The organism is Tropicimonas sp. TH_r6, from assembly GCF_033101155.1.
Classification (GTDB): Bacteria; Pseudomonadota; Alphaproteobacteria; order Rhodobacterales; family Rhodobacteraceae; genus Tropicimonas.
In genome coordinates, this window is sequence record NZ_JAWMPX010000001.1 from 432,130 (window position 1) to 455,710 (window position 23,581).

Consider the following 23,581-nt stretch of genomic DNA (forward strand, 5'->3'; position numbering starts at 1 on the left):
CTCCCGCACCATTTCAAGGATTTGAAGATGAACCAGGAACTGACCAACAACCCGTTCAACCCGCTCACCCCGCCGAAGGTCTTTGACGAGATCAAGGTGTCGCTGGCGAGCCCGGAACGGATCCTCTCGTGGTCCTATGGCGAGATCAAGAAGCCCGAGACCATCAACTACCGGACCTTCAAGCCGGAGCGCGACGGCCTGTTCTGCGCCCGGATCTTTGGCCCGATCAAGGATTACGAATGCCTCTGCGGCAAATACAAGCGCATGAAATATCGCGGCGTTGTCTGCGAGAAATGCGGCGTGGAAGTCACGCTGCAGAAGGTGCGCCGCGAACGCATGGGCCATATCGAACTGGCCGCGCCGGTTGCGCATATCTGGTTCCTGAAGTCGCTCCCCTCCCGCATCGGCCTGATGCTGGACATGACGCTTCGCGATCTCGAGCGCATTCTCTACTTCGAGAACTACGTTGTCATCGAGCCGGGTCTCACTGACCTCTCCTACGGGCAGCTCATGTCCGAAGAGGAGTTCATGGATGCCCAGGATACCTATGGCATGGACGCCTTCACCGCCAATATCGGCGCCGAAGCGATCCGCGAGATGCTCTCCCAGATCGACCTTGAGTCGACCGCCGAGCAACTGCGCGACGAGCTGAAGGAAGCCACTGGCGAGCTGAAGCCGAAGAAGATCATCAAGCGTCTGAAGATCGTCGAGCATTTCCTGGAATCGGGCAACCGTCCGGAATGGATGATCCTCACGGTCGTGCCGGTTATTCCGCCGGAACTGCGCCCGCTCGTCCCGCTGGATGGTGGCCGTTTCGCGACCTCGGACCTGAACGATCTCTATCGCCGCGTGATCAACCGGAACAACCGTCTCAAGCGTCTCATCGAGCTGCGCGCGCCGGACATCATCATCCGTAACGAAAAGCGGATGCTGCAGGAATCCGTTGACGCGCTGTTCGACAACGGTCGTCGTGGCCGCGTTATCACCGGCGCCAACAAGCGTCCGCTGAAGTCGCTCTCCGACATGCTCAAGGGCAAGCAGGGTCGCTTCCGGCAGAACCTTTTGGGTAAGCGCGTGGACTTCTCCGGCCGCTCGGTCATCGTGACCGGCCCGGAGCTGAAGCTGCATCAATGCGGTCTTCCGAAGAAAATGGCGCTCGAGCTTTTCAAGCCCTTCATCTATTCGCGGCTGGAGGCCAAGGGCCTGTCCAGTACCGTGAAACAGGCGAAGAAGCTGGTGGAGAAAGAACGTCCCGAGGTCTGGGATATCCTCGACGAGGTTATCCGTGAGCACCCGGTCCTTCTGAACCGCGCGCCCACGCTGCACCGCCTCGGCATCCAGGCCTTCGAACCCACGCTGATCGAAGGCAAGGCGATCCAGCTGCACCCGCTCGTCTGTTCGGCCTTTAACGCCGACTTCGACGGTGACCAGATGGCCGTCCACGTGCCGCTCTCGCTGGAAGCCCAGCTTGAAGCGCGCGTGCTGATGATGTCGACCAACAACGTGCTGTCGCCCGCCAACGGCGCGCCGATCATCGTGCCCTCGCAGGACATGATCCTCGGCCTCTACTACGTGTCGATGATGCGCGAAGGCATGAAGGGCGAAGGCATGATCTTCTCCGGCATCGAGGAGGTGCAACACGCCCTCGATGCAGGCGAAGTGCATATGCATGCCAAGATCCAGTGCCGCGTCTCGCAGATCGACGATCATGGCCAGGAAGTGATGATCCGCTACGAGACGACGCCCGGCCGGGTCCGTCTTGGCGCGCTGCTGCCAAAGAACGCCAAGGCGCCGTTCGAGCTGGTCAACCGCCTGCTCAAGAAGGGCGACGTCCAGAAGGTCATCGATACCGTCTACCGCTATTGCGGCCAGAAGGAATCGGTCATCTTCTGCGATCAGATCATGACGATGGGCTTCCGCGAAGCGTTCAAGGGCGGCATCTCCTTCGGCAAGGATGACATGGTCATCCCCGACACCAAGTGGGAGATCGTCGACTCGGTCCGCGACCAGGTCAAGGATTTCGAACAGCAATACATGGACGGCCTGATCACCCAGGGTGAGAAGTACAACAAGGTCGTCGATGCCTGGTCGAAATGTAACGACCGCGTCACGGACGCCATGATGAACACCATCTCCGCCAAGCGGAAAGACGAGAACGGCGCTGAAGAAGAGCCGAACTCGGTCTACATGATGGCCGACTCCAAGGCGCGTGGCTCCGTTACGCAGATGAAGCAGCTGGGCGCCATGCGCGGCCTGATGGCCAAGCCGTCCGGCGAGATCATCGAGACGCCGATCATTTCGAACTTCAAGGAAGGCCTGACCGTGCTGGAGTACTTCAACTCCACTCACGGCGCCCGGAAGGGTCTGTCGGACACCGCTCTGAAGACGGCGAACTCGGGCTACCTGACCCGTCGTCTGGTGGACGTGGCGCAGGATTGCATCATCCGTGAGCATGACTGTGGCACCGATATCGCGATCACCGCCGAGCCGGCGATCAAGGATGGCGAGGTCGTGGCGACGCTCGGCGAGCGTGTGCTGGGCCGTGTCGCGGCCGAGGACATCCTGCGTCCGGGCACCGACGAGGTCATCGTTGCGCGCAACGAGCTGATCGACGAGCGCAAGGCCGACGAGATCGAGAAATCCGGTCTCGTTTCCATCCGCATGCGGTCGCCGCTGACCTGCGAGAGCGAAGAGGGCGTCTGCGCCATGTGCTATGGCCGTGACCTTGCGCGCGGTACGACGGTGAACCAGGGCGAGGCCGTGGGTATCATTGCGGCGCAGTCGATCGGTGAGCCGGGCACACAGCTGACGATGCGGACCTTCCACATCGGCGGCGTTGCCCAGGGTGGCCAGCAATCCTTCCAGGAGGCCAACTTCGACGGCAAGATCGAGTTCCGCAATGCGAACCTGCTGGAAAACGCAGCTGGTGAGCATGTGGTTATGGGCCGTAACATGCAGATCGCCATCATGGACGAGCATGGTGTGGAGCGTGGCAACTTCAAGATCAGCTACGGCTCGAAGATCTTCGTCAAGGACGGTCAGCAGATCGCCCGTCGCGAGAAGCTCTTCGAATGGGACCCATACACCCAGCCGATCATCGCCGAGAAGGCCGGTACCGCGAAGTTCGTCGACCTTATCTCGGGCATCTCGGTGCGCGAAGATACGGACGATGCGACCGGCATGACGCAGAAGATCGTGTCCGACTGGCGTTCCGCGCCCAAGGGCAACGAGCTCAAGCCGGAAGTCCTGATCCTCGACCCGGAAACGGGCGAGGCGGTCCGCAACGATCTCGGCAACCCCGTGACCTACCAGATGTCGGTGGATGCGGTCCTCTCGATCGAGGAAGGCTCCGAGGTCAAGGCCGGTGACGTGGTCGCGCGTATTCCGCGGGAAGGCGCGAAGACGAAGGACATCACCGGTGGTCTGCCGCGTGTGGCCGAACTCTTCGAGGCGCGTCGTCCCAAGGATCACGCGATCATCGCCGAGGCCGATGGCTATGTGAAATTCGGACGCGACTACAAGAACAAGCGTCGGATTGCGGTCGTTCCTGCCGAAGAAGGGCTGGAGCCGGTCGAATACATGGTGCCGAAGGGCAAGCACATCCCGGTGCAGGAAGGCGACTTCATCCAGAAGGGCGACTACATCATGGACGGCAACCCGGCGCCGCATGACATCCTGTCGATCATGGGTGTCGAAGCGCTGGCTGACTACATGATCAACGAGGTGCAGGAGGTCTATCGTCTGCAGGGCGTGAAGATCAACGACAAGCATATCGAGGTGATCGTTCGCCAGATGCTGCAGAAGTGGGAGATCCAGGATTCCGGGGAAACCACGCTGCTCAAGGGCGAGAACGTGGACAAGGCCGAGTTCGACGAGGCCAATGCCAAGGCGCTCAAGGACGGCCGCCGCCCGGCCCAGGGCGAACCGATCCTGCTCGGCATCACCAAGGCGAGCTTGCAGACCCGGTCCTTCATCTCGGCGGCCTCCTTCCAGGAGACCACCCGCGTGCTCACCGAGGCCTCGGTCCAGGGCAAGCGCGACAAGCTGGTCGGTCTCAAGGAGAACGTCATCGTCGGCCGCCTTATCCCGGCGGGCACCGGTGGCGCGACCCAGCGGGTCCGCAAGATCGCTACGGATCGCGATCAGAAGGTGATCGACGAGCGCCAGGCCGAGGCGGAAGCCGCGGCGGCGCTGGCAGCCCCGGTCGAGGATGTCGTTGGCGGAAGCGCCGAGGATATCTTCATCGTGGACACGGCGGAGAGCCGCGACCTCTGAGCCCGGACAGACGATTGAAAACAGGACGCCCCGCCGGTTTGGTGGGGCGTTTTGCTTTTTGAAGACCGCGAGAGGCCAGCTCGCATTGCGGTCTCCTCCCGCGCGGTTACGATGGACCAGGGCCGGCCTGACCGCGCCCGGAACGAAGTCGGACGGATCGATGCTGAAGGATCTCAATTTCAACGGGTTGCGCCATTTCGAGGCGGTCGTGCGGCTTGGGCGCGTCTCCAAGGCCGCCGATGAGCTCCGCGTGACCACGTCGGCCGTGAGCCAGCAGATCCGCCTGCTCGAACAGCAGCTCGGCGTCCTCCTGTTCCGCCGTCACAATCGCCGACTGATCCCGACGGAAGAAGGCGCGCGGCTCTACACCGCGACATCGCAGGCGTTCAAGTTGATGTCCGATGTGCATTCCGCCATCGTTCGTCAGCCACATGGGCGGGAATTTGTCCTGCGGGCGAGTCCGTCCTTCGGGGTCCGTTGGCTGGGTCCACGGATCAAGTCGTTTCTCGACCAGCATCCCGACTGGTCCGTCCGGGTTGACGCAACGCCGGAGGTCTCCGATTTCGGAACCGAGAATGTGGATCTCGACCTGCGTTATGGCAACGGAGCCCTGTCCGAATTGCACGAAACCCCGGTGATGCAGGATTTCGTGCTGCCCATGTGTTCGCCCGAGCTGCTGGAGACGCTTCGCAAGACAAGCGACGACACGTTGGAGCAGCTTCGCGAGGCCCAGCTGATCGACTCCGCCATGGCCCATTACCGCTGGGACCTCTGGCTGAATCGCTATGCCGGACGGTCGATGTCGATCCCGTCCGTCTATTCACTGCGCTTTGACCGTTCCTCGATGGCGATCCAGCTTGCCGTCGATGGCGCCGGCGTCACGTTGGAGAGCGCCGTGCTGGCCTGGCGCGAGTTGGAAGCCGGCCGGCTGGTTCCACTTTCGCCGAAGATCGATGTCATCGCCTACCCGGCCTATCGCGTGGTCTGCCCGCCGCGACACACCAATCGTCGTATCGTGCGGCGTTTCACCGACTGGGTGGTGCAGGAGGGCGCGAAGCACGAGGCTGAGCTGCGCACCTTCCTTGAGGCGAAGGGGTGTCGCGTGGTGCAGGAAGAGGGGCCGACCCCGGGTGATGTGGGGTCCGAGCGCTCCTGACAGGCCGCGCGCCTCAGTGGATCAGTGAGCCACCATTCACATCGACCTCGGTCCCGGTGCAATAGGCCGACAGCTCCGAGGCAAGAAAGAGCGCGCAGCCCGCGACATCGCGTGCTTCGCCGGCGCGGCCCATAGGGATGCCGGCCAGAACCTGCGCCTTCATCTCGGGCGTCAGCTTGCCCTGGGTGATGTCGGTGGCGATGAAGCCCGGGCAGATGGCGTTGACACGGACATTGTCTGGCGCCAGTTCGCGGGCGCTGGCTTTGGTCAGGCCCAGAATGCCGGCTTTGGCCGCCGAGTAATGCGGACCGCCGAAAATGCCGCCGCCGCGCTGCGCCGAAACCGAGGAGAGGTTGATGATCGAGCCGGACTTGCGCGCCCGCATATGCGGTACCACGGCCTGGCTGCAATAAAGCGTGCCGCGCAGGCTGACATCGGTCACTGCCTCGTAATTCTCCGGTTCGATTTCGAGGAATTTCAGCGGCTGGGTGATCCCGGCATTGTTCACAAGAATGTCGATCTGACCCCATTTCGCAATGAGCGTGTCCATGACCGCCTGCACCTGCGCCTTGTCGCACACATTGCATTCCAGGCCGACATGACCCGCCCCGAGATCCGCCGCGGCGGCCTGAGATTGCGCGGCGTCGAGATCGAGGATCGCAACCGTCGCGCCATGCTCGACAAAGAGCTTCGCGGTGGCCTTGCCCAGCCCGCGCGGGGAGGCGGCGCCGGTGATGACGGCGAATTTGCCTTCAAGTAGTCCCATGTTTCTTCTCCGTTCCTGTTCTGTCGGCGGTCAGAGCCAGCCCTTGATCTGCTCCGCCACGGCGCGGCGGGAAATTCCGTACATGTCGTGCAGCGTCGGCAGCGCGCCGGCGTCGAGGAAGGCGTCCGGCAGGCCGATCTGGCGGAAGACCGGGGTCACGCCTGCCGTCAGCAATGTCGTGGCCACAGCCTCGCCCAGCCCGCCGAGCTTGGTGTGGTTCTCCGCCACGACCGTCAGCCGCCCTTTTCCGGCCTCGGAGAGGATGGTCTTGGTGTCGAGCGGCTTGATCGTCGGACAGTGCAGCACGGCGACATTAATCCCGTCGGCGGCGAGATCCTCGGCAGCGTCCAGCGCCCGCATGGTCATGATGCCGGAGGAGATTACCAGCACGTCCTTGCCCTCGTGGATCAACTGCGCGCGGCCGAGCTTGAACTGGTAGTCCGGCTTGTGCTTCTGAAGCACATTGGCGACCTGTCCGCGCAGCAGGCGGGCATAGGTCGGGCCCTTCCACGCCACGAGTTCGGGCACCATCTGCGCCACGTCCGTCGCGTCGCACGGGTCGATGATCGCAATGTCCGGCAGGCCACGAAAGATGGCGATATCCTCGGTTGCCTGATGGCTCGGCCCGTAGCCGGAGGTCAGACCGGGCAGGGCGCAGCATATCTTCACCGGCAGCCCTTCCTCGGCGATGGCCTGGGAGACGAAATCATAGGCCCGACGCGCGGCGAAGACGGCATAGGTCGTGGCGAAGGGGATGAACCCCTCATGCGCGAGGCCCGCCGCCGTCCCCATCAGGAGCTGTTCGGCCATGCCGACCTGATAGAACCGATCCGGGTTGGCCTGCGCGAAGACATGCAGGTCGGTATATTTCGACAGATCCGCCGAGAGGCCGACGATCCGGTCGTCCCGTTCCGCCAGCGCGTTGAGCGCATGGCCGAAAGGCGCGGCGACGGTGTCGTAGCCTTCCGCTTCCAGCGAGGCGATCATGGCGGAGGTGGCCTGTTTGCCCTCGGGCAGTTTGCGCGGCTCGTATTTGCGGGCGCGGGTTGCAGCACTCATTTCGGGGCCTCCTCGTCCAGCGCGTCCAGTGCCTTCTGCCACTCATCCGGCTCGACCCGGACGAAATGGGCCATCTCGCGCGCCTCAAGGAACGGCACGCCCTTGCACATCTTCGTGTCGCAGATGATCACGCGCGGCTCCGGCCCGTCATGGGCGCGGGCGGCGTCGAAGGCGGCGACCAGCGCGTCGATATCGTTGCCGTCGACCCGCTGCACGAACCAGCCGAAGGCGGCGAATTTTGCGTCCACTGGCTCGGCCGAGAGCATGCCGGTCGAGGCGCCATCGGCCTGCTGGTTGTTGAAATCGACAAGGCAGATCAGGTTGTCGAGCTTGTGATGCGCAGCCCCCATCGCCGCTTCCCAGGTCGATCCCTCGCCCAGCTCGCCATCCGACATCAGGTTGAAAACCAGCGCGCCGCTCTTCTTGCGCTTCAGTCCGAGTGCGCGGCCCACGGCGACCGAGAGCCCAAGCCCGAGCGAGCCGCCGCTCATCTCCATGCCGGGCGTGTAGGAGGCCATGCCGGACATCGGCATCCGGGAATCGTCCATCCCGTAGGTGCCAAGCTCCTCCTCGGGCAGGATGCCGGCCTCCATCAGGGCGGCATAGAAGGCGATGGCGTAATGCCCGATCGAGAGCAGGACCCTGTCCCGCCCTTCCCATTCCGGATCTTCGGAGCGGTACTCCACCGCGTGAAAGAAGGAGACGGCGAGCAGATCGGCGACGCCGAGCGCCTGTCCTACATAGCCCTGGCCCTGAACTTCGCCCATCTGGATGGCCTTGCGACGGATATTGTAGGCGCGCCGCGCCAAGGAGACATTCGACCGTTTGTCGGTCGAAGTTTGCCCGTTCATGGTTCCTCCCTTCGGACGCGCCGGTTCGCGTCCAGTGGAGCTGAGAGTGAGCCAAGCCGGAGCAAAACGATACAAACAAAAATTACAAACTTGCGTAGTATTGCTAAATATTACTGTGGCGCGGATTGTGATGGGTAATAGGAGAACCCGTCTGGAGATCTGGCCGGGCCTTGGCGGATGTGGACGGCTTTCAAAGCCGGAGGCACCCATCGCCAGAGGGTATTCTTGGAGGATTCATCATGCGCCTTGGTCTTGGAAGCTATGCCTATCGCTGGAATATCGGGATCAAGGACCAGGTTCCGGCGATCCCGATGACGCCTTTCGACGTGCTCGAGGCCGCCGAACGGATGGGGTTGGATCTTGTGCAATATGCCGACAACATGCCGCTGGAGGCGCTCTCGGCCGAGGAACTGGAGCGGCTTGCCGCACTTGCGCGCGAGAAGGGCATTACGCTCGAAGTCGGCACCCAATGTTTCGACGCCAAGCAGGTCGCGGAATATATCGGCATCTGCAAGGTGATCTCTTCGAAGATCCTGCGCGTGGCGCTCGATGCCGAGGATGCCCTCGTGCCCGTGACCGAGCTGGCCGAACAGCTCCGCCCGCTGGTCGAGGAGGCGAAGGCCGCCGGCATCCGGATCGCCATCGAGAACCATTTCAACTACCCGTCCCCGCGCATGGTGGAGCTGCTGGAAGCGGTGAATGATCCCGCGCTTGGCGTCTGCCTCGACGTGGCCAACTCGATCTGCGCTGGCGAATGGCCGGAAGAGACGATCACCATGCTCGCGCCATGGACGATCAACCTGCATCTGAAGGATTTCGAGATCACGCCGGACCCCTATGGCGTCGGCTTCCGCATTCACGGCGTGCCGCTTGGCGAAGGCCGGGCCAACATCCCCTGGATCCTCGACCAGCTTGCCCATTGCGACGCGGATATGAGCGTGATCGTCGAGCACTGGCTGCCGCTTGGCGCCTCGCTCGATGACGCCATGGCGCAGGAACAGCCCTGGCTCGACCGCACTGTCGCGGCCGGACGCAAGTTCATCGAGGGGCGGTAGCGCGCCGTTTCAGACCGTTTCGGTCACCTTGAGCAGGTTGCGCGGGGTGTCGGGGTCGATGCCCCGGCTGCCGGCCAACCGCTCGACCATCGAATAGAAGGATGCGATCAGGCAGAGCGCATCGGTCAGCGGGTGGTCTGTGTCGACATGGGCGACGGAGTGGGCCTGTGCGACCTTGGACGTGGTGGCGAAGACGCGCCCGCCCATGGCGGCGATGCGGTCGGCGACCTCCGCCAGCCTGGTCTCGGCGGCATCCCCGGCGGCGAAGGCGAGCACCGGGAAGCCCTCCTGCACAACGGCAACCGGGCCATGCAGCACCTCGGCCGAGGAATAGCTCTCGGCATGCAGGAAGCAGGTTTCCTTGAACTTCAGCGCAGCCTCGTTGGAGATCGCGAAGCAATGGCCGCGCCCCAGCGTGAACATCGAGCTCGCGTCCGAAACCCCGTCGCGGATCTCAGGCCAGTCGATCGCGACCGCTTGTTCGAGCGCCTGCGGCAGCCGTGCGAGGGTTGCTTTTAGTGCATCGTCGCCCTTCCACTCCGCGACCAGCATCAGGCTGGCAACCAGCGAGTTGCAGAAGGACTTCGTTGCGGCAACAGCCAGCTCCGGCCCGGCGCGCATGTCGAGCGACAGGTCGGCGGCGGCGGCCAGCGGCGAGTTTGCGCTGTTGGTCAGGGACACGGTCAGCGCCGCCCCGGCGCGGGCCGCTTCCGTCATCTGCACGATGTCCGGGCTTTGTCCGGATTGCGAGATCGAGAGGCTCGCGGCGCCGTCCAGCCGCAGCGGTGTGTGATAGATCGAGGCGATGGAGGGGCCGAGCGAGGCGACAGGCAAGCCGAGGACTGTCTCGGCTGCGTATTTCAGGAAGGTGCAGGCGTGATCCGAGGTGCCGCGCGCGACGGTCACGATCAACGACGGGTCGCGCTCGCGCAGTTGCGCGGCCACCCGCGCGACATCCGCGGCACCTTCCGTCAGCAACCGCTCGGCGGCAGCAGGTATTTCGTCGATCTCCAGACGCATCCGGGTCGTTCGATCAGTCATTGGTCAGCTCCCTTGGGGCTGGTCGTGATGTGAAACGCGCATTAGTCGGGCAGCGAAAGCTCGTCGAGATTGACCCGCCGCTCAAGCGCGCTGCCATCAGACAGGAAGAGATGCGCCCGGCTGCCGTCGAAACCGATCTCTGCGGCGGTTCCGACCGCGATCGGCACAGCACCGTCGACCTGGGCACAGATCGGCTGGCCATTGGAGGCGTGGCCGTGGATCACGCTGTGATTGCCAAGACGCTCGACCACTTCCGGCATCATCTCAAGCCGCGCCTCGCCGCCGCCGACGCAGAGGTCGTCAGGCCGGATGCCCAACACCATGGCATCGCCTTCAGAAACCGTGCCATCTGCCTGCACGGTGACCTCGGCCCCCGTCGCAAGCTTGACCCGGACGCCGTCAGGACCGCTTCCCAGGCAGGTCGCGTCGAGGAAATTCATATTCGGGTTGCCGATGAATCCGGCAACGAAGCGGTTGACCGGCTTGTGGAAAAGCTCCAGCGGCGAGCCAACTTGCTCGATCTGTCCGTCTTGCAGCACCACGATCTTGGTCGCCATGGTCATGGCTTCGACCTGATCATGGGTGACATAGATCATCGTGTTGCCGAGCGAATTGTGCAGCAGCGATAGCTCCACCCGCATCTCCGCGCGCAGTGCTGCGTCGAGGTTGGACAGCGGTTCGTCGAAGAGGAAGACCGAGGGCTCGCGCACGATGGCCCGACCGATGGCGACCCGTTGGCGTTGGCCGCCCGAGAGCGCGCCGGGGCGGTGCGTCAGCCGGTCTTCCAGCTTGAGGATTGCGGCGGCCTTGCCGACCCGCTCCTTGACCTCCGCTTCCGGCGCCTTGGAGACGCGCAGCGGGAAGGCGATATTCTCGAATACGCTCATATGCGGGTAGAGCGCGTAGGACTGGAACACCATGGCGATGCCGCGCTTGACGGGGGCGAGGTCGTTGACCACCTCGCCGTCGATCGAGATCGTCCCGGAGGTAATTTCCTCCAGCCCCGCGATCATCCGCAGGATCGTCGATTTGCCACAACCCGAGGGGCCGACAAAGACGATGAATTCCCCATCCTCGATGGTCAGATCGGTCGATTTGATCACCTCGGCGGTGCCGAAATTCTTGGTAACGCCGGTGAGTGTGAGATGTCCCATATCCGCTCCTGAAAGGCGAAAGGGGGCGGCGCGCGGATCGCGCCGCCCCGGAAGATGGAGGATTACTCCATCAGGTCTGCGAGTTCCTTGGCCACGTCTTCGGCGGCCTCCTCGGGCGAGATCTCGTCGAGCACGACGCCCTGGATGGCCTCGTTCATGACGTCCTGCAGGGCGTTATAGTCGATGACCTGCGGCTCCGGTCCGCCAGCAGAGATGGATTCGAGGAAGAACTTCCAGTTCGGATCCTTCTCGGTCAGCGCACGGCTGATGTCGGTCTCGCGAACCGGGGTCCAGCCGGCGATATCGTCGAACTTCGCCTGACGGTCGGTCTCGTTGAGGAACTTGGCCAGCGACATCGCGGCCTCTTCCACGCCCGAACCCTTGAAGACGGCGAGGCTGTCGGTGATCAGCAGAGTGGAGTGCTCGCCGGACGGGCCATTCGGGATCCAGGTGATGCCGTAATCGACATCGCCAGTGCGCGACCGGTAGCCGAAGCTCTGCACCATCATGGCAACCTTGCCTTCGGAGAAGAGCGGCTCGACCTTGCCACGATCATAAGCCACCGGACCTTCCTGCGAGAAGGGCACCATGTCCTTGTAGAACTGGAAGGTTTCGACGACTTCGGGGCTGTTGAAGACAATCTCGCCATCGCTGTTCACGACTTCACCACCGTTGGAATAGATGAAGTTGAGGAAGGCGTGCATGGTGTTGTCGAAGGAAGCCGCCGGCATACCGAACGCCTTGGCGTCGGTGTTCTCGGAGATCGCCTTGCCGGCTTCGAGCATTTCGGCCCAGGTCTGCGGACCGTTCGGCATGTCCAGACCGGCTTCTTCGAAGATTGCCTTGTTGTAGAAGATAGCCTTGGTTGAGAAGGCACGGGGCAGGCCCCAGATGGCGCCATTGAACTGCACCGTGGAGAGCACGGAGGGCTCGTAGCTGGCCTGCTCTTCGTCGCTCATCTCGACGGGCAGGATCAGGCCGGCATCGGAGAGCTGGGGCAGGGTGCGGCTGCCGAGATAGGCAAGGCCGACCGGGTCACCGGCGGCGGCCAGCGTGATCGCCTTTTCCTGGCACTGGCCCCAGGGGATGTATTCCTGCATCACCTTGTAATCCGGGTTCTCGGCTTCCCATGCCGCGACATCGGCGTCCTGGGCTTCGGGCACAACGCCGTCATTGCCGCCGCAATTGATGAACTTGAGTTCGGTCTGGGCGCTGGCCATCTGCGCTCCCAGAACGATTGCCGTACCGGCAAAGAGAAGTGACTTGAGTTTCATGGCTGAATACTCCCTGAGGTTGACCACTATTCTTTCACCGCCCCGGCGGTCAGCCCGGCGACGATGTATTTCTGAAGGAAGATGTAGACGAAGAGCACCGGCAGGATGCCGACAAGGCTCGCCGCCATCAGCTCGTTATAGACGACGCGCTCGCGGCCGAAGAACTGGAACAGGCCCATTGGCAGCGGGTTGTAATTGTCGATGGAGTTGAACGTCAGCGCGAAGAGGAATTGCTGGGCGTAGGCCGAGATGAAGACGGTGATCGAGACCACGATGATCCCCGGCAGCGCCACCGGCAGGATCACCCGCCAGAGCGTGTAGAGTCGCCCCGCGCCATCCACATAGGCCGCTTCCTCAAGCTCCTTGGGGATGCGCAGGAAATAGCTGCGCATCAGGAAGATGCCCGTCGGCACGGTGAAGGCAGCACCTGGGACGATCATCGCCCAATAGGTGTTCAGCAGGCCGATGCTCAGCATCAGCTTGTAGAGCGGGATGATCAGGACCGCAGCGCCCACCATGTTGATGGCAAGGAAGCCCGTCAGGATTCCGTCCCGGAAGCGGTACTCGAAACGCGAGACCGAATAGGCGGCCGGGATGATGCAGGAAAGCGCGAGCAGCGTGACCGCGCAGGAGATGAAGAAGGAGTTGAAGATGTAGCGCGGCAGGTTTGGCACGCTCTCCCACATCGTCACATAGGCGCGGAAGGACATGTCCTCGGTCAGGAAGCGGTGCGGGGCGCGGAAGACCGCTTCGAGCGGACGCAGCGAGACGAGGAAAGCTTCGAGGAACGGCGCGAGGACAAAGGTCAGGAAGACCAGCATCGCCGCATACATGCCCAGCTTTTCATACCATTTGTACTTGTAGAGCATCAGCGCGACTCCCCTTTGCGTGCGGTGCGCATGAGCAGCATCATGTAGATCACCGAGAAGGCCGTCAGGCAGATCAGGATCATCACCGCCCGCGCCGAGCCCTCGCCGAAGCGGAAGCGGGAGATGGCGGTCTTGTAGGTGTCGATGATCATCGTGGTCGTGGCGCCACGCGGGCCGCCTTCGGTCAGGATCCAGATGATGTCGAAGGAGTTGAAGGTCCAGATCGCGGAGAGTAGCGCCATGGTGAAGATCGAGGGCGCAATCAGCGGCAAGGTGATCCGGCGCAGGCGATAGAAGCGCGAAGCGCCGTCCGTCCAGGCGGCCTCGTGTAGCTCCCGCGGGATCGATTGCATCGCCGCCAGAAGGTAGAGCGAGACCAGCGGCACCCCGATCCAGACATCGGTGACGATGGTGGAGAGGAAGGAGGAGGTCTTGTAGGCGAGGAACTCGAAGGGCCCGTCGATCAGCCCGATCCGCTGCGCGACGCCCGAGATCATGCCGAACTGGCCGTTATACATCCAGGACCACATGAAGACGCCAATGGCGATCGGCACGACCCAGGGCGGCATGACCAGCACCCGGAACAGGCCGCGCCCGGGCAGGGCCGCGCTTAGAAGTAACGCACCGACGGTGCCGAGCACGATCTTCAGAACCACCGAGATCGTCATCCAGAGGAAGGTCCGCAGGATAATCTCGTTGAAGTCATCCTCGAATATCTCGACGTAATTCTCGAAGCCGACATAGTTCCAGGTCGGGCGCATCGAGGCATTGGTGAAGGACAGCCGGAAGGTCTCCAGCAGCGGCCAGGCGACGATGGTGACCACAAGCAGAAAGGCCGGGATCAGCAGCAGGTATGGGAAGAGATCTGTCTTTTTCTTCATCGCTTACCCTGCCGCCTTGCCGGCCAGCGCCGCGTCGAGTCGGTCCCAGACCGGCGCAAGTTCGACGACGCGGCCTTGCTCTCGCGCCTCGTCCATGGCCAATGCCGTGACCCCGGCTTCCAGCGCATCCTTCACGCTCAGCGGCAATCCGGCAAGATCGCCCTTCACGAAAGACATGACATCCCGGCACATGGCGATGTCGGAGCCATAGTGCCCTTTCTGGTCGCCGGTGCCGATGCTGTCGGTCTCCTGGATCACCGTCTCGGTGTTGGAATCCGTGACCTTGAACGTGTTGCGAATGAAGTCGCCCTCGGCCATGCCATCGACGCCGATGACACAGAAGCGGCGGAACTCGTCAGGCACGTTGAGATTGGTGTGAAACGCCATCGTGGCGCCGTTCTCATATTCGACCAACGCGGTCTGGTAATCGATGATGTCGCCCTTGCCGGACCAAGGGTCGTCAATCCCGCCCCAACGCGGCGCCATCTCTCCGAGATATGCCGGCGGTGTCGCAGGCCTTTGGCTCGGAACGAATTTCTTGCGGCCGCCGAAGCTGGCCACGCGCGTTGGCCGCACTCCCACGGCGCCTTGATACAGGTCGATATCGTGGCAGCATTTCTCCAGCATGAAAGAGCCGGCCTCGGCACAGTTGCGCCGCCAGTCCCGCATGAAGAACGAGCCGTGATAGGGGCCGATATGCTCGCTGGCCTCGATCGACATGACCTCGCCGATCTGGCCGTCTGCCTGCGCCTTGCGCAGCGCCCGGTAGAGCGGGGAGTAGCGCAGCACGAGGCCGATCATCAGCCGCTTCATCCCGTCATGTTCTGCGATGAGGCGGCCAAGCTCGATGGTTTCCTCGACCGAAATCACCACCGGCTTTTCGGAGAAGATGAAGGGAACATCCGATTCCAGCGCCAGCCTCAGATGCTCCAGATGCATGGAGTTGACCGAGCCGATCATCAGCAAGTCATAGCTGTCGGCGGCCAGCAATTCCTCGGCGGTGTCATACCGCACGGGGCTGTCGCCCAGGGCTTCCAACGCCTCCATGCGGGTGTCGTCCGGGTCGGCTACGGCCGTAAAGTGGATCCCGGGCGCCGCCTCCTTGAAATCCGCCGCCAGCTTGGAGAGCCGTAGCCCCAGCCCGATTACGCCGATCTTCATACCACTTCCTCGCTTGTGCGCATCGCTGCCCGCAGGGCCAGGATGCTGTTCTTGTTCGTATCCCGGCTGGGTGCGATGCCGATGCGCTCGGCCGGTTGCCGCAACGGGGCGGGCGTCGAGCAGGAGCTGTGCAATGCGTTCACACCGGTCGCGATCAGCGCCGCCGCTGCCTCTGCCATCACGCCACCACCGGCCATGATCTCGATCCGCCGATCCGCGCGCTGCGCCAACGCTTTCAAAAGTGCGATGCCGTCCGGGGCCGCAGGCGCCTGCCCGCTGGTCAGGATGCGCGTGATGCCAAGCCCGATAGCCTGCTCCAGCGCTTCGAAGGGATCGGGGGTGAGGTCGAAAACCCGGTGCAGTGTCACCTGCATCGGACCCGCTGCCGTGATCATCGCCTCCAGCGCCCGCAGGTCCAGCCGGGCATCCGGCCCGGCTGCACCGATCACCACCCCGGCCAGCCCGGCCGCGCGGATTGCGGCAATATCGTCGAGGCAGCTGCGCAGGTCGGCGTCTTCAAAAAGGAAATCGCCCGGCCGCGGCCGGATCATTGCATGACAGGGAACCTGTGCCGCTCGCGCCGCAGCGATCAGGCCAGGCCCCGGCGTCAGCCCGCCCAGCGGCAACGCCGCGCAAAGCTCGACCCGATCAGCACCGGCAGACTCGGCAACAGCCAGCCCTTCGGCGCTGTCCACGCAGATCTCCAATGGCAATGGCAGCGAATGAACCATGCATCCTTCCTGCATACGAAGCCCGTCGTGTTGGTTCAGGTAAACCAACCTGTTGCCCTAAAGGTCACCACGAATCGCGCATTCTGGCAAGAATTTTTTTGCTGAACGCAAATTGGGCGCCTAAGATTTTTGTTTGACAAAACATTCTGCACTCATGATGTTTGGATTATGATGCATGCCTCCGATCAGGACCTGATGACGGTCATTCGCAGCACACTGCCCGGGATGACGCCGAAAATGCGAGCGACCGGGGAGATGTGTCTTGTGAAAACAGAGCAGTTCATCCGGAATACGAGCCGTGAGATCTGCGCCGAGCTGGGCACTTCCGAACCAACACTGATTCGTTTCTGCCGCCAGTTTGGCTATTCCGGCCTGTCGGATTTCCGCATCGACCTCGCGCTGTCTCTGGCCCATCAACCGCGCGGGCATGGCTTTGTCGAGCCGCTCGCAGGGGACCGGCGTCGCGCCAATCTCGCCGCCAAACGCCGAATCGCCGAACATGCGGTCACGCTTCTGGGGTCGGATGACACGCTGCTGATCGATAATGGCTCGACGGCGGAATTCTTCGCCTCGGCCCTGCCCGAAGAGCCGAAACGAACGATCATGACCAACGGGCTCGTCGTTGCGCAGAACGCGCTCGTCCGCGGCGCGCATGACGTGCTGCTGACCGGCGGGCGCATCCGCCCGCGCGCGCTCTCCTTGACGGGCCGGCAGGTGGAAAACACGCTTGAAGGCATGCGGTTCGACACGTTCATCATGGGGGTGGGTACGGTCGAGCCGGAGCTCGGCTTCTCCACCTTCCGCGAGGACGAGGCCCATGGCACGCGGACCATGGTCGCCGCTGCCGCGCGAGTCATCGTGCTGGCGGACCACACGAAATTCCGCAAATCGGCGCTGCACAAGATCTGCGGCCTCGAGGATATCGACATCCTCGTGACCGACCTGCCGCCTTCATCTCCTATCCTGTTGGCCATCCGCGAGCGCGGGGTCCAGGTTGAAACCGTTTCGCCGGAAGACCGGCCATCCGACCCGAGGTAATCTCATGAACAGCCTGACCAACCCGCTCACCGAATGTGCAACCTGGTCGGAAATCCACTCCCAACCCGCCATCTGGCGCAGTTGGGCAGGGCCACTGGCCGAGCAGGCCGGCGAGATCCGCGACTGGATTGCCGCCCGTGCGCCCTCCGAAATCTGGCTCTGCGGTGCCGGCACCTCGGCCTATATCGGCAATGTGCTTGCCGCAGGCGATGCCCGGCTGCGTGCGGTGCCGACAACCGATCTCGTCTCCGCCCCGCAAGACTGGCTCGGCCGGCCCGGCCACGGGCTCGTCGTGCAATTCGGCCGCTCCGGGGACAGCTCCGAATCCATTGCTGCCCTAGACCTGTTGGACAAGCACCGCCCGGACTGGGACCGCCTCCATATCACCTGCAACCCCGAGAGCGCTCTGGCCACTCGCGCCGCGCCCGGACCGGGCGAGGCGCGAGTCCTGACCCTGCCGGAGGCGACCCATGATGTCGGCTTCGCCATGACCTCGAGCTTCTCGACGATGGTGCTCTCGGCGCTGACCAGCCTGTCGTCCTTCGACGCGGTTGCCGCGCTGCCGGTTCTGGCCGATGCCGCCGAAGCGCTGTTGGCGCAGCCTGCGCTTGCGCAGATCGAACGGCCTGCCCGCGCCATCTTCCTCGGGTCCGGCGCCCTGACCGGGGCTGCCCGGGAAAGTGGGCTGAAGGTGCTGGAATTGACCGCCGGGCGGACGATGACGCTCTGGGACAGCGCGCTCGGCTTCCGCCACGGTCCGAAAGCGGCGGTTGACGACGCGACCCATGTCTTCGTCATGCTGAACCCGGATGCCCATACGGCCCGCTACGATGCCGACATTGCCGCCGAAATCCGGGCGCAATTCCCGAAAACGGCTGTGACCACGATTGGCCCCGGCGGCGACATCCCGCTGGCCGGGACCGGCAATCCCCGCGCCGACGCGCCGCTCTACGTGATGCTGAGTCAGGTCCTCGGCGCCCGTTGGTCGGCTGAGCTCGGTCTGCATGTGGACGACCCGTTCCAGGGCCAGAACCTCAGTCGTGTCGTCTCCGGCGTGCAGTTCTACGACTACGAGGGCTGACCCATGCTCTGCGGTGGAATTGACCTCGGCGGCACAAAGATCGAGGCGCGCCTCTTTGACGGAGAGGCCGCGTTGACAGTGGAGACCCGGCGCATCCCGACGCCGCAGAGCAGCTTCGCGGAAATGATGGCAGGGCTGGAAGAGCAGGTCGCCTGGCTGGAGGGCCACGCCCCCGGCCTTCCCATCGGCGTCGCCATTCCCGGCGTCATCGACCCAGTGACGGAAGAGAATTTCGCCTCCAACATCCCGGCGACCGGCCACTCCGTCGGTCGGCAACTGGCGCTGGACACGGGCCGTGCGATCCCGGTGGTCAATGACTGCATGGCCTTCGCCTTTTCCGAGGCGCATGGCGGGGCGGGCACGGCGTTCCACTCGGTGATGGGGCTGGTGCTCGGCACGGGCGTCGGCGGCGGGTTTTGCCTCGGTTCACGGCTCGCGTATCGCCACGCAGGGCTCGCGGTCGAGATCGGCCATGTCGGCATCTCGGCCCGCGCGCTGGCCCGGCATGATTTGCCGCTCTGGAAATGCGGCTGCGGGCGCGTGGCCTGCATGGAAAACTACATCTCCGGCACCGGGCTGGCCCGGCTGGCGGAGTGGAAGCTCGGCGAGACACTCACCGGGCGCGAGTTGGAGGCCCATCCCCGCGCCGAGGACGTCCTCACCATCTGGGCCGACCTGACCGCCGATTGCCTCGACACGATACAGCTCCTGCTCGACCCCGATTGCATCGTGTTTGGCGGGGGCGTGTCGAATATGCCCGGCGCGGTCGAACGGCTGGAAGCGGCGTTCGGCGCGCTCCGGCTCGGATCGGTCCGCTTGCCGACGCTGCGCATCGCCCAGCATGGCGACAGCTCTGGTGCGCGCGGCGCTGCCCTCGTCGCCCGGATGCAGGCCGCAAAGACAGACTGATTTCGGCCCGCCCGGCTGGATCATTGCATGAGAGTATCGACATGAACCCACTCGACGCCATTATCGCCGCAAATCGCGCCGGCGCCCCCGCGCTCCCCTCCGTCTGTTCGGCACATGAAGATGTGCTGGAGGCCTCGCTGCGTCTCGCCGAGACACTGGACCGCCCGCTGCTGGTCGAGGCCACGTCGAACCAGGTCAACCAGTTCGGCGGTTATACCGGAATGAAGGCGGCCGATTTCACCACCTTCGTCCATGCGATCTGCGATCGTGCCGGGGTGGACCGGGCGCGGGTGCTCTTCGGTGGCGACCATCTCGGGCCGCAGGCCTGGAAGGCCGAGCCGGCCGAGGATGCGATGGCCAAGGCGCGCGACATGATGCGGGCCTATGTCGAAGCCGGTTTCACCAAGATCCACCTCGATTGCTCGGAAGGCTGCGCCGGAGAGCCAGCCCAGCTTGGCGACGGGATCGTCGCTGCCCGGGCTGCCGATCTGGCCGAGATTTGCGAACTGGCAGCGCCGGACCCGGGCGCGCTGCGCTATATCATCGGCACCGAAGTTCCTCCCCCGGGCGGTGCCCGCTCCGACGAACACGGCATTGTCTCCACGCCGCCCGCCCGGGCGCTGGCAACGCTGAAAACCCACCGAGACGCCTTCGCGGCCCGCGGTCTCGACGCCGCCTGGTCGCGCATCCGCGGCCTCGTCCTGCAACCGGGGCTCGAGTTCGCCCCCGCCCATATCGACCGGTTCGACATCGAGCGCCCCGACGATCTCTCCCCTGTCCTCGACGGACATGACCTGCTCTGTTTCGAGGCCCATTCCACCGACTACCAGCTTGATGCGGTCTATCCCGACCTTGCCCGCCGCCATTTCGCGCTGCTGAAGGTTGGCCCGGCGCTGACCTATGCCTGGCGCGAGGCGCTTTATGGCCTCTCGCATATCCATGGATGGATGAGCGGTGCGCCGCATATCAGCGAAGAGATGGAACGGCTCATGCTGGCCAGTCCCGGCTATTGGCAAGGCCATCTTCATGGCGATCCCGACCAGCAGAAGCGCCTGCGCCATTTCGGCTATTCCGACCGCATCCGCTATTACTGGCCGCAGGCGCAGGGGGCCGTCGCGACGATGCTGGAGGCGCTCGAAGGGATGGATCCGCCCGAGCCGCTGCTGGCGCAATACCTGCCGCCAGACACGCTTGAGATCGCCGAGACGTTGCCGCTGCCCTGGCCGCGTGCGATGCTGCTGGCGAGCGTGCAGGGGATGTTGCTGCCCTATTTCGCTGCGCCGGGGGAGTAAGACATGCTTCTTCTGCCCGAACAGCTTTGGTCCGACGGGTCGCTCCACAGCGACATGACCGTGGAAGTGGACGCAGGCAAAGTCACCGCCCTGCGCCCGCGCCAGCCCTCCGATACAGGCCCCACGCCGCATCTCCTGATGCCCGGCTGCACCGACATCCAGGTCAATGGCGGTGGCGGGGCGATGACCAATTCCGACACCACACCCGAGGGCTTTCGCCGCATCGCCGAGGCCCATGCCGGGCGCGGCTCGCGCTGGATCCTGCCGACGATCATCACCGACACGCCGGATGTGACCGAAGCCGCGGGGCAGGCCGTCATGGCGCTCTGGCCGGATCCGAACATCCTCGGGCTGCATATCGAGGGCCCGCATATTGCGGTCGAGCGGCGCGGCACCCATGACGCCGCCCGTATTCGCCCGCTGGACCGGATCACGGTGGATCTGATCGCGACGCTCAGGGCGAAGAATATCCCCGTCCTGCTGACGCTGGCCCCCGAGCTGGCCGACCCGTCGCTCATGGCGGAACTGCGCGAAATGGGGTGTGTGCTTTCTGCCGGTCACACCGCTGCGAACACCGTCGAGACCAGGGCCGCTCTTGAAAACGGCGTCACCTGTTTCACCCATCTCTACAATGCCATGCCGCCGATGACCTCGCGCGAGCCCGGCCCGGTCGGCGTGTCGATTTGCTCGGACGCCCATGTCGGGTTGATCGCAGACGGTATCCATGTGAGCTGGGAAATGGCGCGAATCGCCTGCTTGGCGCGGCCCGCCCCACGACGCACATATCTCGTCTCCGACGCCATGGCGACGGTCGGCGGGCCGGATTTCTTCACCCTCTATGGCCAGAAGATTCATGTGCAGGACGGAGCGTTGGTCAATGCCGAGGGCTCGCTCGCCGGCGCCCATATCGATCTGGTGACCTCGCTCGCCAATGCCCACAAACAGATCGGCCTGCCGCGGGCCGAGGCCATTGCCATGGCGACTGATGTGCCGCGCGACGTTCTCGGCTTGCCGCGTCAGAGAATCGATGCAGGCACACAGATTGCCGACCTTATCTGCCTTGACGAAACCCTTGCCCTCACGGAGATGCCAAATGGCTGAGTTCCGCCTCGAACAGCACTACCAGCCGGACAGCGACGCCGAGCATGGCGCGCTTGTTTTCCGCATCCACCATCTCTCGGGCGACCCGTTCCGGGTTGAGAAGCTGTGCTATTCCTGCATGACCCGCCCGGCGCGCGCGCATCGCGTGATCGGTGGTACGCTGGTCAATCACTATGCCAACCATGTCGAGATCCTGCCACCCGAAGGGCTGACGTTCGCGCCGGGCGATGTCTGGCAGGTCGAGATCCATGGGCTGACCCACAAGCCGGTCAACCGCACCCAGGGCGCGATGGCTGCCTGGTTCGAGACCGGCGACGGGCCGGTCATTATCCCGACCGGGGACCTGCAGCCGCCTGAAGCGGAGGAGCGAGGCAGGCCGAAGCTCTGGCCCCAGGGCGAGATATCCCTGCCGATCTGTCTCCTGCCCTGGCCGACCTCGATCGAGATCGCGGAATACGGTCCCGCGCCGCAACTTGTCCCGGCCAGTCAAGCGCTGAAGCCGGAAATGGCGCGCGTCGCCGCGCTGCACCGGCGCCTCTACCCCGCCGCCCCCGCTCCCTTCAGCCTTGATGATTGCACCCGGAGCCGCGCTGTTGCGGCCACGAAGGCGGAGCTGCCCGCAGGCGGTTTCCGGATCGACTTCGGCAAGACGATCACGATTGCGCATGGCGACCCGGACGGGCTGCGCCACGGTCTGATCGCGCTGGCCCAGATGGCCCATGCCGAACGCACGGATCATCGCTTCCGCTTCCCGTTGAGTGGCGTGATCGAGGACGCCCCCCGGCATGACTGGCGCGGGGTGATGCTCGATGTCTCGCGCAATTTCATCGATCATGACGGAGTCCGTCGTGCGCTCGACATCATGGGCTGGCAGCGGATGAACCGGCTGCACTGGCACCTGACGGATGACGAGGGCTGGCGGGTGCCGATTGCCGGCCTGCCGCAACTCACGCACGCTGGTGGAACGCGCGGCATGGATGGGCCGATCCCGCCGCAATATGCCGATGGCCCCAGTGGGCAGACGGGGGCCTACACGGCCGATGAAGTCCGTGCGCTGGTCGCCCATGGCAAGAGCCTCGGCATCGAAATCATGCCGGAGGTCGACATGCCTGGCCATATGGGGATCCTTCTCGCCGTGATGCCCGAACTGATCGATCCGGAGGAGACGCCGGACAGTTATCGCTCCGTGCAGGGCTATCCGAACAACGCCGCCAACCCGGCGATCGCGGCGGTCTGGCCGGTGATGGAGACGATCCTTGATGGGCTGGTCGAGCTTTTCTCCTTCGATGTGGTGCATATCGGCGGCGACGAGGTGGACGCGTTGAGCTGGTCGCAATCGCCCGCCGCGCAGGTGCTGGTGGAGCGTGAAGGGTTGGAGCCCGGTGCTGCGCCGCTGCAGAGCTTCTTCCTGCGGCGCATCCAGCAGATGCTGCGCGCCCGGGACCGCCGCATGGCTGGCTGGGACGAATGCGCCGATGGCGGCGGGGTCGAAGCGGATGCGCTGCTCTTCGCCTGGCGCACACGGGAGCGTGTCGCAGCGCTGATCGCCGATGGCTACGAGGTCGTCGGCACGCCGGGGCAGGCCTACTATCTCGACATGATCGAAACCGCCGGATGGGACGCGCCGGGCACGTTCTGGGCCGGGGTCTCGACGCCGGAGGCCAGCTATGGCTACGAGGCGACGACCGGCCTGCCGGAGGGGCCGGGCAAGCTTGCCGGAGTTCAGGGCTGCATGTGGACCGAGCAGATCGACAGCATGGCCCGTTTCAACGACATCGCCTTCCCGCGCTGGTCCATCGTGGCCGAGGCGGGGTGGAGCGCAGCAGATGCCAAGGACTGGTCCCGTTTCGCGGCGCTGTCGCGACTGATGCCGCAGATGTAGGAGCA

General features: G+C 64.1%; 19 protein-coding genes. 9 read left to right on the plus strand and 10 right to left on the minus strand.

The annotated features are described in order from the left end of the window. Positions 1-27: 27 nt before the first annotated feature. Together rpoC and R3X27_RS01935 are read left to right on the plus strand one after the other, a co-directional pair. The gene (gene rpoC / locus R3X27_RS01930) at positions 28-4,275 is read left to right on the plus strand and encodes a DNA-directed RNA polymerase subunit beta' (protein WP_317707121.1); all 4,248 of its coding nucleotides are present in this window, start codon (positions 28-30) and stop codon (positions 4,273-4,275) included. A gap of 160 nt (positions 4,276-4,435) precedes the next feature. After that, positions 4,436-5,431, plus strand: a complete 996-nt coding sequence (locus R3X27_RS01935) for a LysR substrate-binding domain-containing protein (RefSeq protein WP_317707122.1) — start codon at positions 4,436-4,438, stop codon at positions 5,429-5,431. 13 nt (positions 5,432-5,444) lie between these two features. Here the strand turns inward: R3X27_RS01935 and R3X27_RS01940 are convergent, their stop codons facing one another. The 3 genes from R3X27_RS01940 to R3X27_RS01950 are packed head-to-tail and all read right to left on the minus strand — an operon-like array spanning position 5,445 to position 8,107. Then, positions 5,445-6,197 (minus strand): SDR family NAD(P)-dependent oxidoreductase, encoded by a 753-nt coding sequence (locus R3X27_RS01940; protein ID WP_317707123.1) that lies wholly within the window; start codon positions 6,195-6,197, stop codon positions 5,445-5,447. Between the two features lie 30 nt (positions 6,198-6,227). After that, positions 6,228-7,256 (minus strand): transketolase family protein, encoded by a 1,029-nt coding sequence (locus R3X27_RS01945; protein ID WP_317707124.1) that lies wholly within the window; start codon positions 7,254-7,256, stop codon positions 6,228-6,230. Further along, positions 7,253-8,107 (minus strand): transketolase, encoded by an 855-nt coding sequence (locus tag R3X27_RS01950; RefSeq protein WP_317707125.1) that lies wholly within the window; start codon positions 8,105-8,107, stop codon positions 7,253-7,255. Before R3X27_RS01950 ends, R3X27_RS01945 begins: the two co-directional genes overlap by 4 nt. Before the next feature lie 239 nt (positions 8,108-8,346). Between R3X27_RS01950 and R3X27_RS01955 the strand changes: the two genes are divergently transcribed. Then, on the plus strand, positions 8,347-9,162 hold the full coding sequence (locus R3X27_RS01955) for a sugar phosphate isomerase/epimerase family protein (protein WP_317707126.1): 816 nt from the start codon (positions 8,347-8,349) through the stop codon (positions 9,160-9,162). Positions 9,163-9,171: 9 nt separating this feature from the next. Here the strand turns inward: R3X27_RS01955 and R3X27_RS01960 are convergent, their stop codons facing one another. The 7 genes from R3X27_RS01960 to R3X27_RS01990 form a co-directional block, all read right to left on the minus strand. Then, positions 9,172-10,203 (minus strand): SIS domain-containing protein, encoded by a 1,032-nt coding sequence (locus R3X27_RS01960; RefSeq protein ID WP_317707127.1) that lies wholly within the window; start codon positions 10,201-10,203, stop codon positions 9,172-9,174. A gap of 41 nt (positions 10,204-10,244) precedes the next feature. Continuing rightward, positions 10,245-11,357 (minus strand): sn-glycerol-3-phosphate ABC transporter ATP-binding protein UgpC, encoded by a 1,113-nt coding sequence (locus R3X27_RS01965; RefSeq protein ID WP_317707128.1) that lies wholly within the window; start codon positions 11,355-11,357, stop codon positions 10,245-10,247. 62 nt (positions 11,358-11,419) lie between these two features. Beyond that, on the minus strand, positions 11,420-12,631 hold the full coding sequence (locus tag R3X27_RS01970) for an extracellular solute-binding protein (protein WP_317707129.1): 1,212 nt from the start codon (positions 12,629-12,631) through the stop codon (positions 11,420-11,422). Between the two features lie 26 nt (positions 12,632-12,657). After that, positions 12,658-13,500 (minus strand): carbohydrate ABC transporter permease, encoded by an 843-nt coding sequence (locus R3X27_RS01975; protein ID WP_317707130.1) that lies wholly within the window; start codon positions 13,498-13,500, stop codon positions 12,658-12,660. Next, entirely contained in the window at positions 13,500-14,381 is an 882-nt protein-coding gene (locus tag R3X27_RS01980) for a sugar ABC transporter permease (RefSeq protein WP_317707131.1), read from the minus strand. The genes R3X27_RS01975 and R3X27_RS01980 overlap by 1 nt, the downstream gene beginning before the upstream one ends. A 3-nt stretch (positions 14,382-14,384) precedes the next feature. Continuing rightward, positions 14,385-15,542: a Gfo/Idh/MocA family oxidoreductase gene (locus R3X27_RS01985; RefSeq protein ID WP_317707132.1), complete on the minus strand. Its 1,158-nt coding sequence runs from the start codon at positions 15,540-15,542 to the stop codon at positions 14,385-14,387. Beyond that, a complete protein-coding gene (locus R3X27_RS01990; protein WP_317707133.1) occupies positions 15,539-16,273 on the minus strand; it encodes a copper homeostasis protein CutC in 735 nt (244 codons plus the stop codon). The genes R3X27_RS01985 and R3X27_RS01990 overlap by 4 nt, the downstream gene beginning before the upstream one ends. Before the next feature lie 168 nt (positions 16,274-16,441). On the opposite strand from R3X27_RS01990, the gene R3X27_RS01995 reads away from it, so the two are divergent. From R3X27_RS01995 to R3X27_RS02020, 6 genes are read left to right on the plus strand one after another with little or no spacing between them, the layout of a single operon-like run. Then, positions 16,442-17,311, plus strand: a complete 870-nt coding sequence (locus R3X27_RS01995; protein ID WP_317707134.1) for a DeoR/GlpR family DNA-binding transcription regulator — start codon at positions 16,442-16,444, stop codon at positions 17,309-17,311. Positions 17,312-17,315: 4 nt separating this feature from the next. Beyond that, complete coding sequence (locus R3X27_RS02000; protein WP_317707135.1) at positions 17,316-18,392, plus strand: phosphosugar isomerase; 1,077 nt, start codon at positions 17,316-17,318, stop codon at positions 18,390-18,392. Between the two features lie 3 nt (positions 18,393-18,395). Next, the gene (locus R3X27_RS02005) at positions 18,396-19,301 is read left to right on the plus strand and encodes an ROK family protein (RefSeq protein WP_317707136.1); all 906 of its coding nucleotides are present in this window, start codon (positions 18,396-18,398) and stop codon (positions 19,299-19,301) included. Positions 19,302-19,342: 41 nt separating this feature from the next. After that, positions 19,343-20,593 carry a class II D-tagatose-bisphosphate aldolase, non-catalytic subunit gene (locus R3X27_RS02010; RefSeq protein ID WP_317707137.1) on the plus strand — a complete coding sequence of 417 codons (1,251 nt, stop codon included), beginning with the start codon at positions 19,343-19,345 and terminating at the stop codon, positions 20,591-20,593. Positions 20,594-20,596: 3 nt separating this feature from the next. Continuing rightward, positions 20,597-21,694 (plus strand): N-acetylglucosamine-6-phosphate deacetylase, encoded by a 1,098-nt coding sequence (locus R3X27_RS02015; RefSeq protein ID WP_317707138.1) that lies wholly within the window; start codon positions 20,597-20,599, stop codon positions 21,692-21,694. Beyond that, the gene (locus R3X27_RS02020; protein WP_317707139.1) at positions 21,687-23,576 is read left to right on the plus strand and encodes a beta-N-acetylhexosaminidase; all 1,890 of its coding nucleotides are present in this window, start codon (positions 21,687-21,689) and stop codon (positions 23,574-23,576) included. The genes R3X27_RS02015 and R3X27_RS02020 overlap by 8 nt, the downstream gene beginning before the upstream one ends. Positions 23,577-23,581 lie beyond the last annotated feature (5 nt).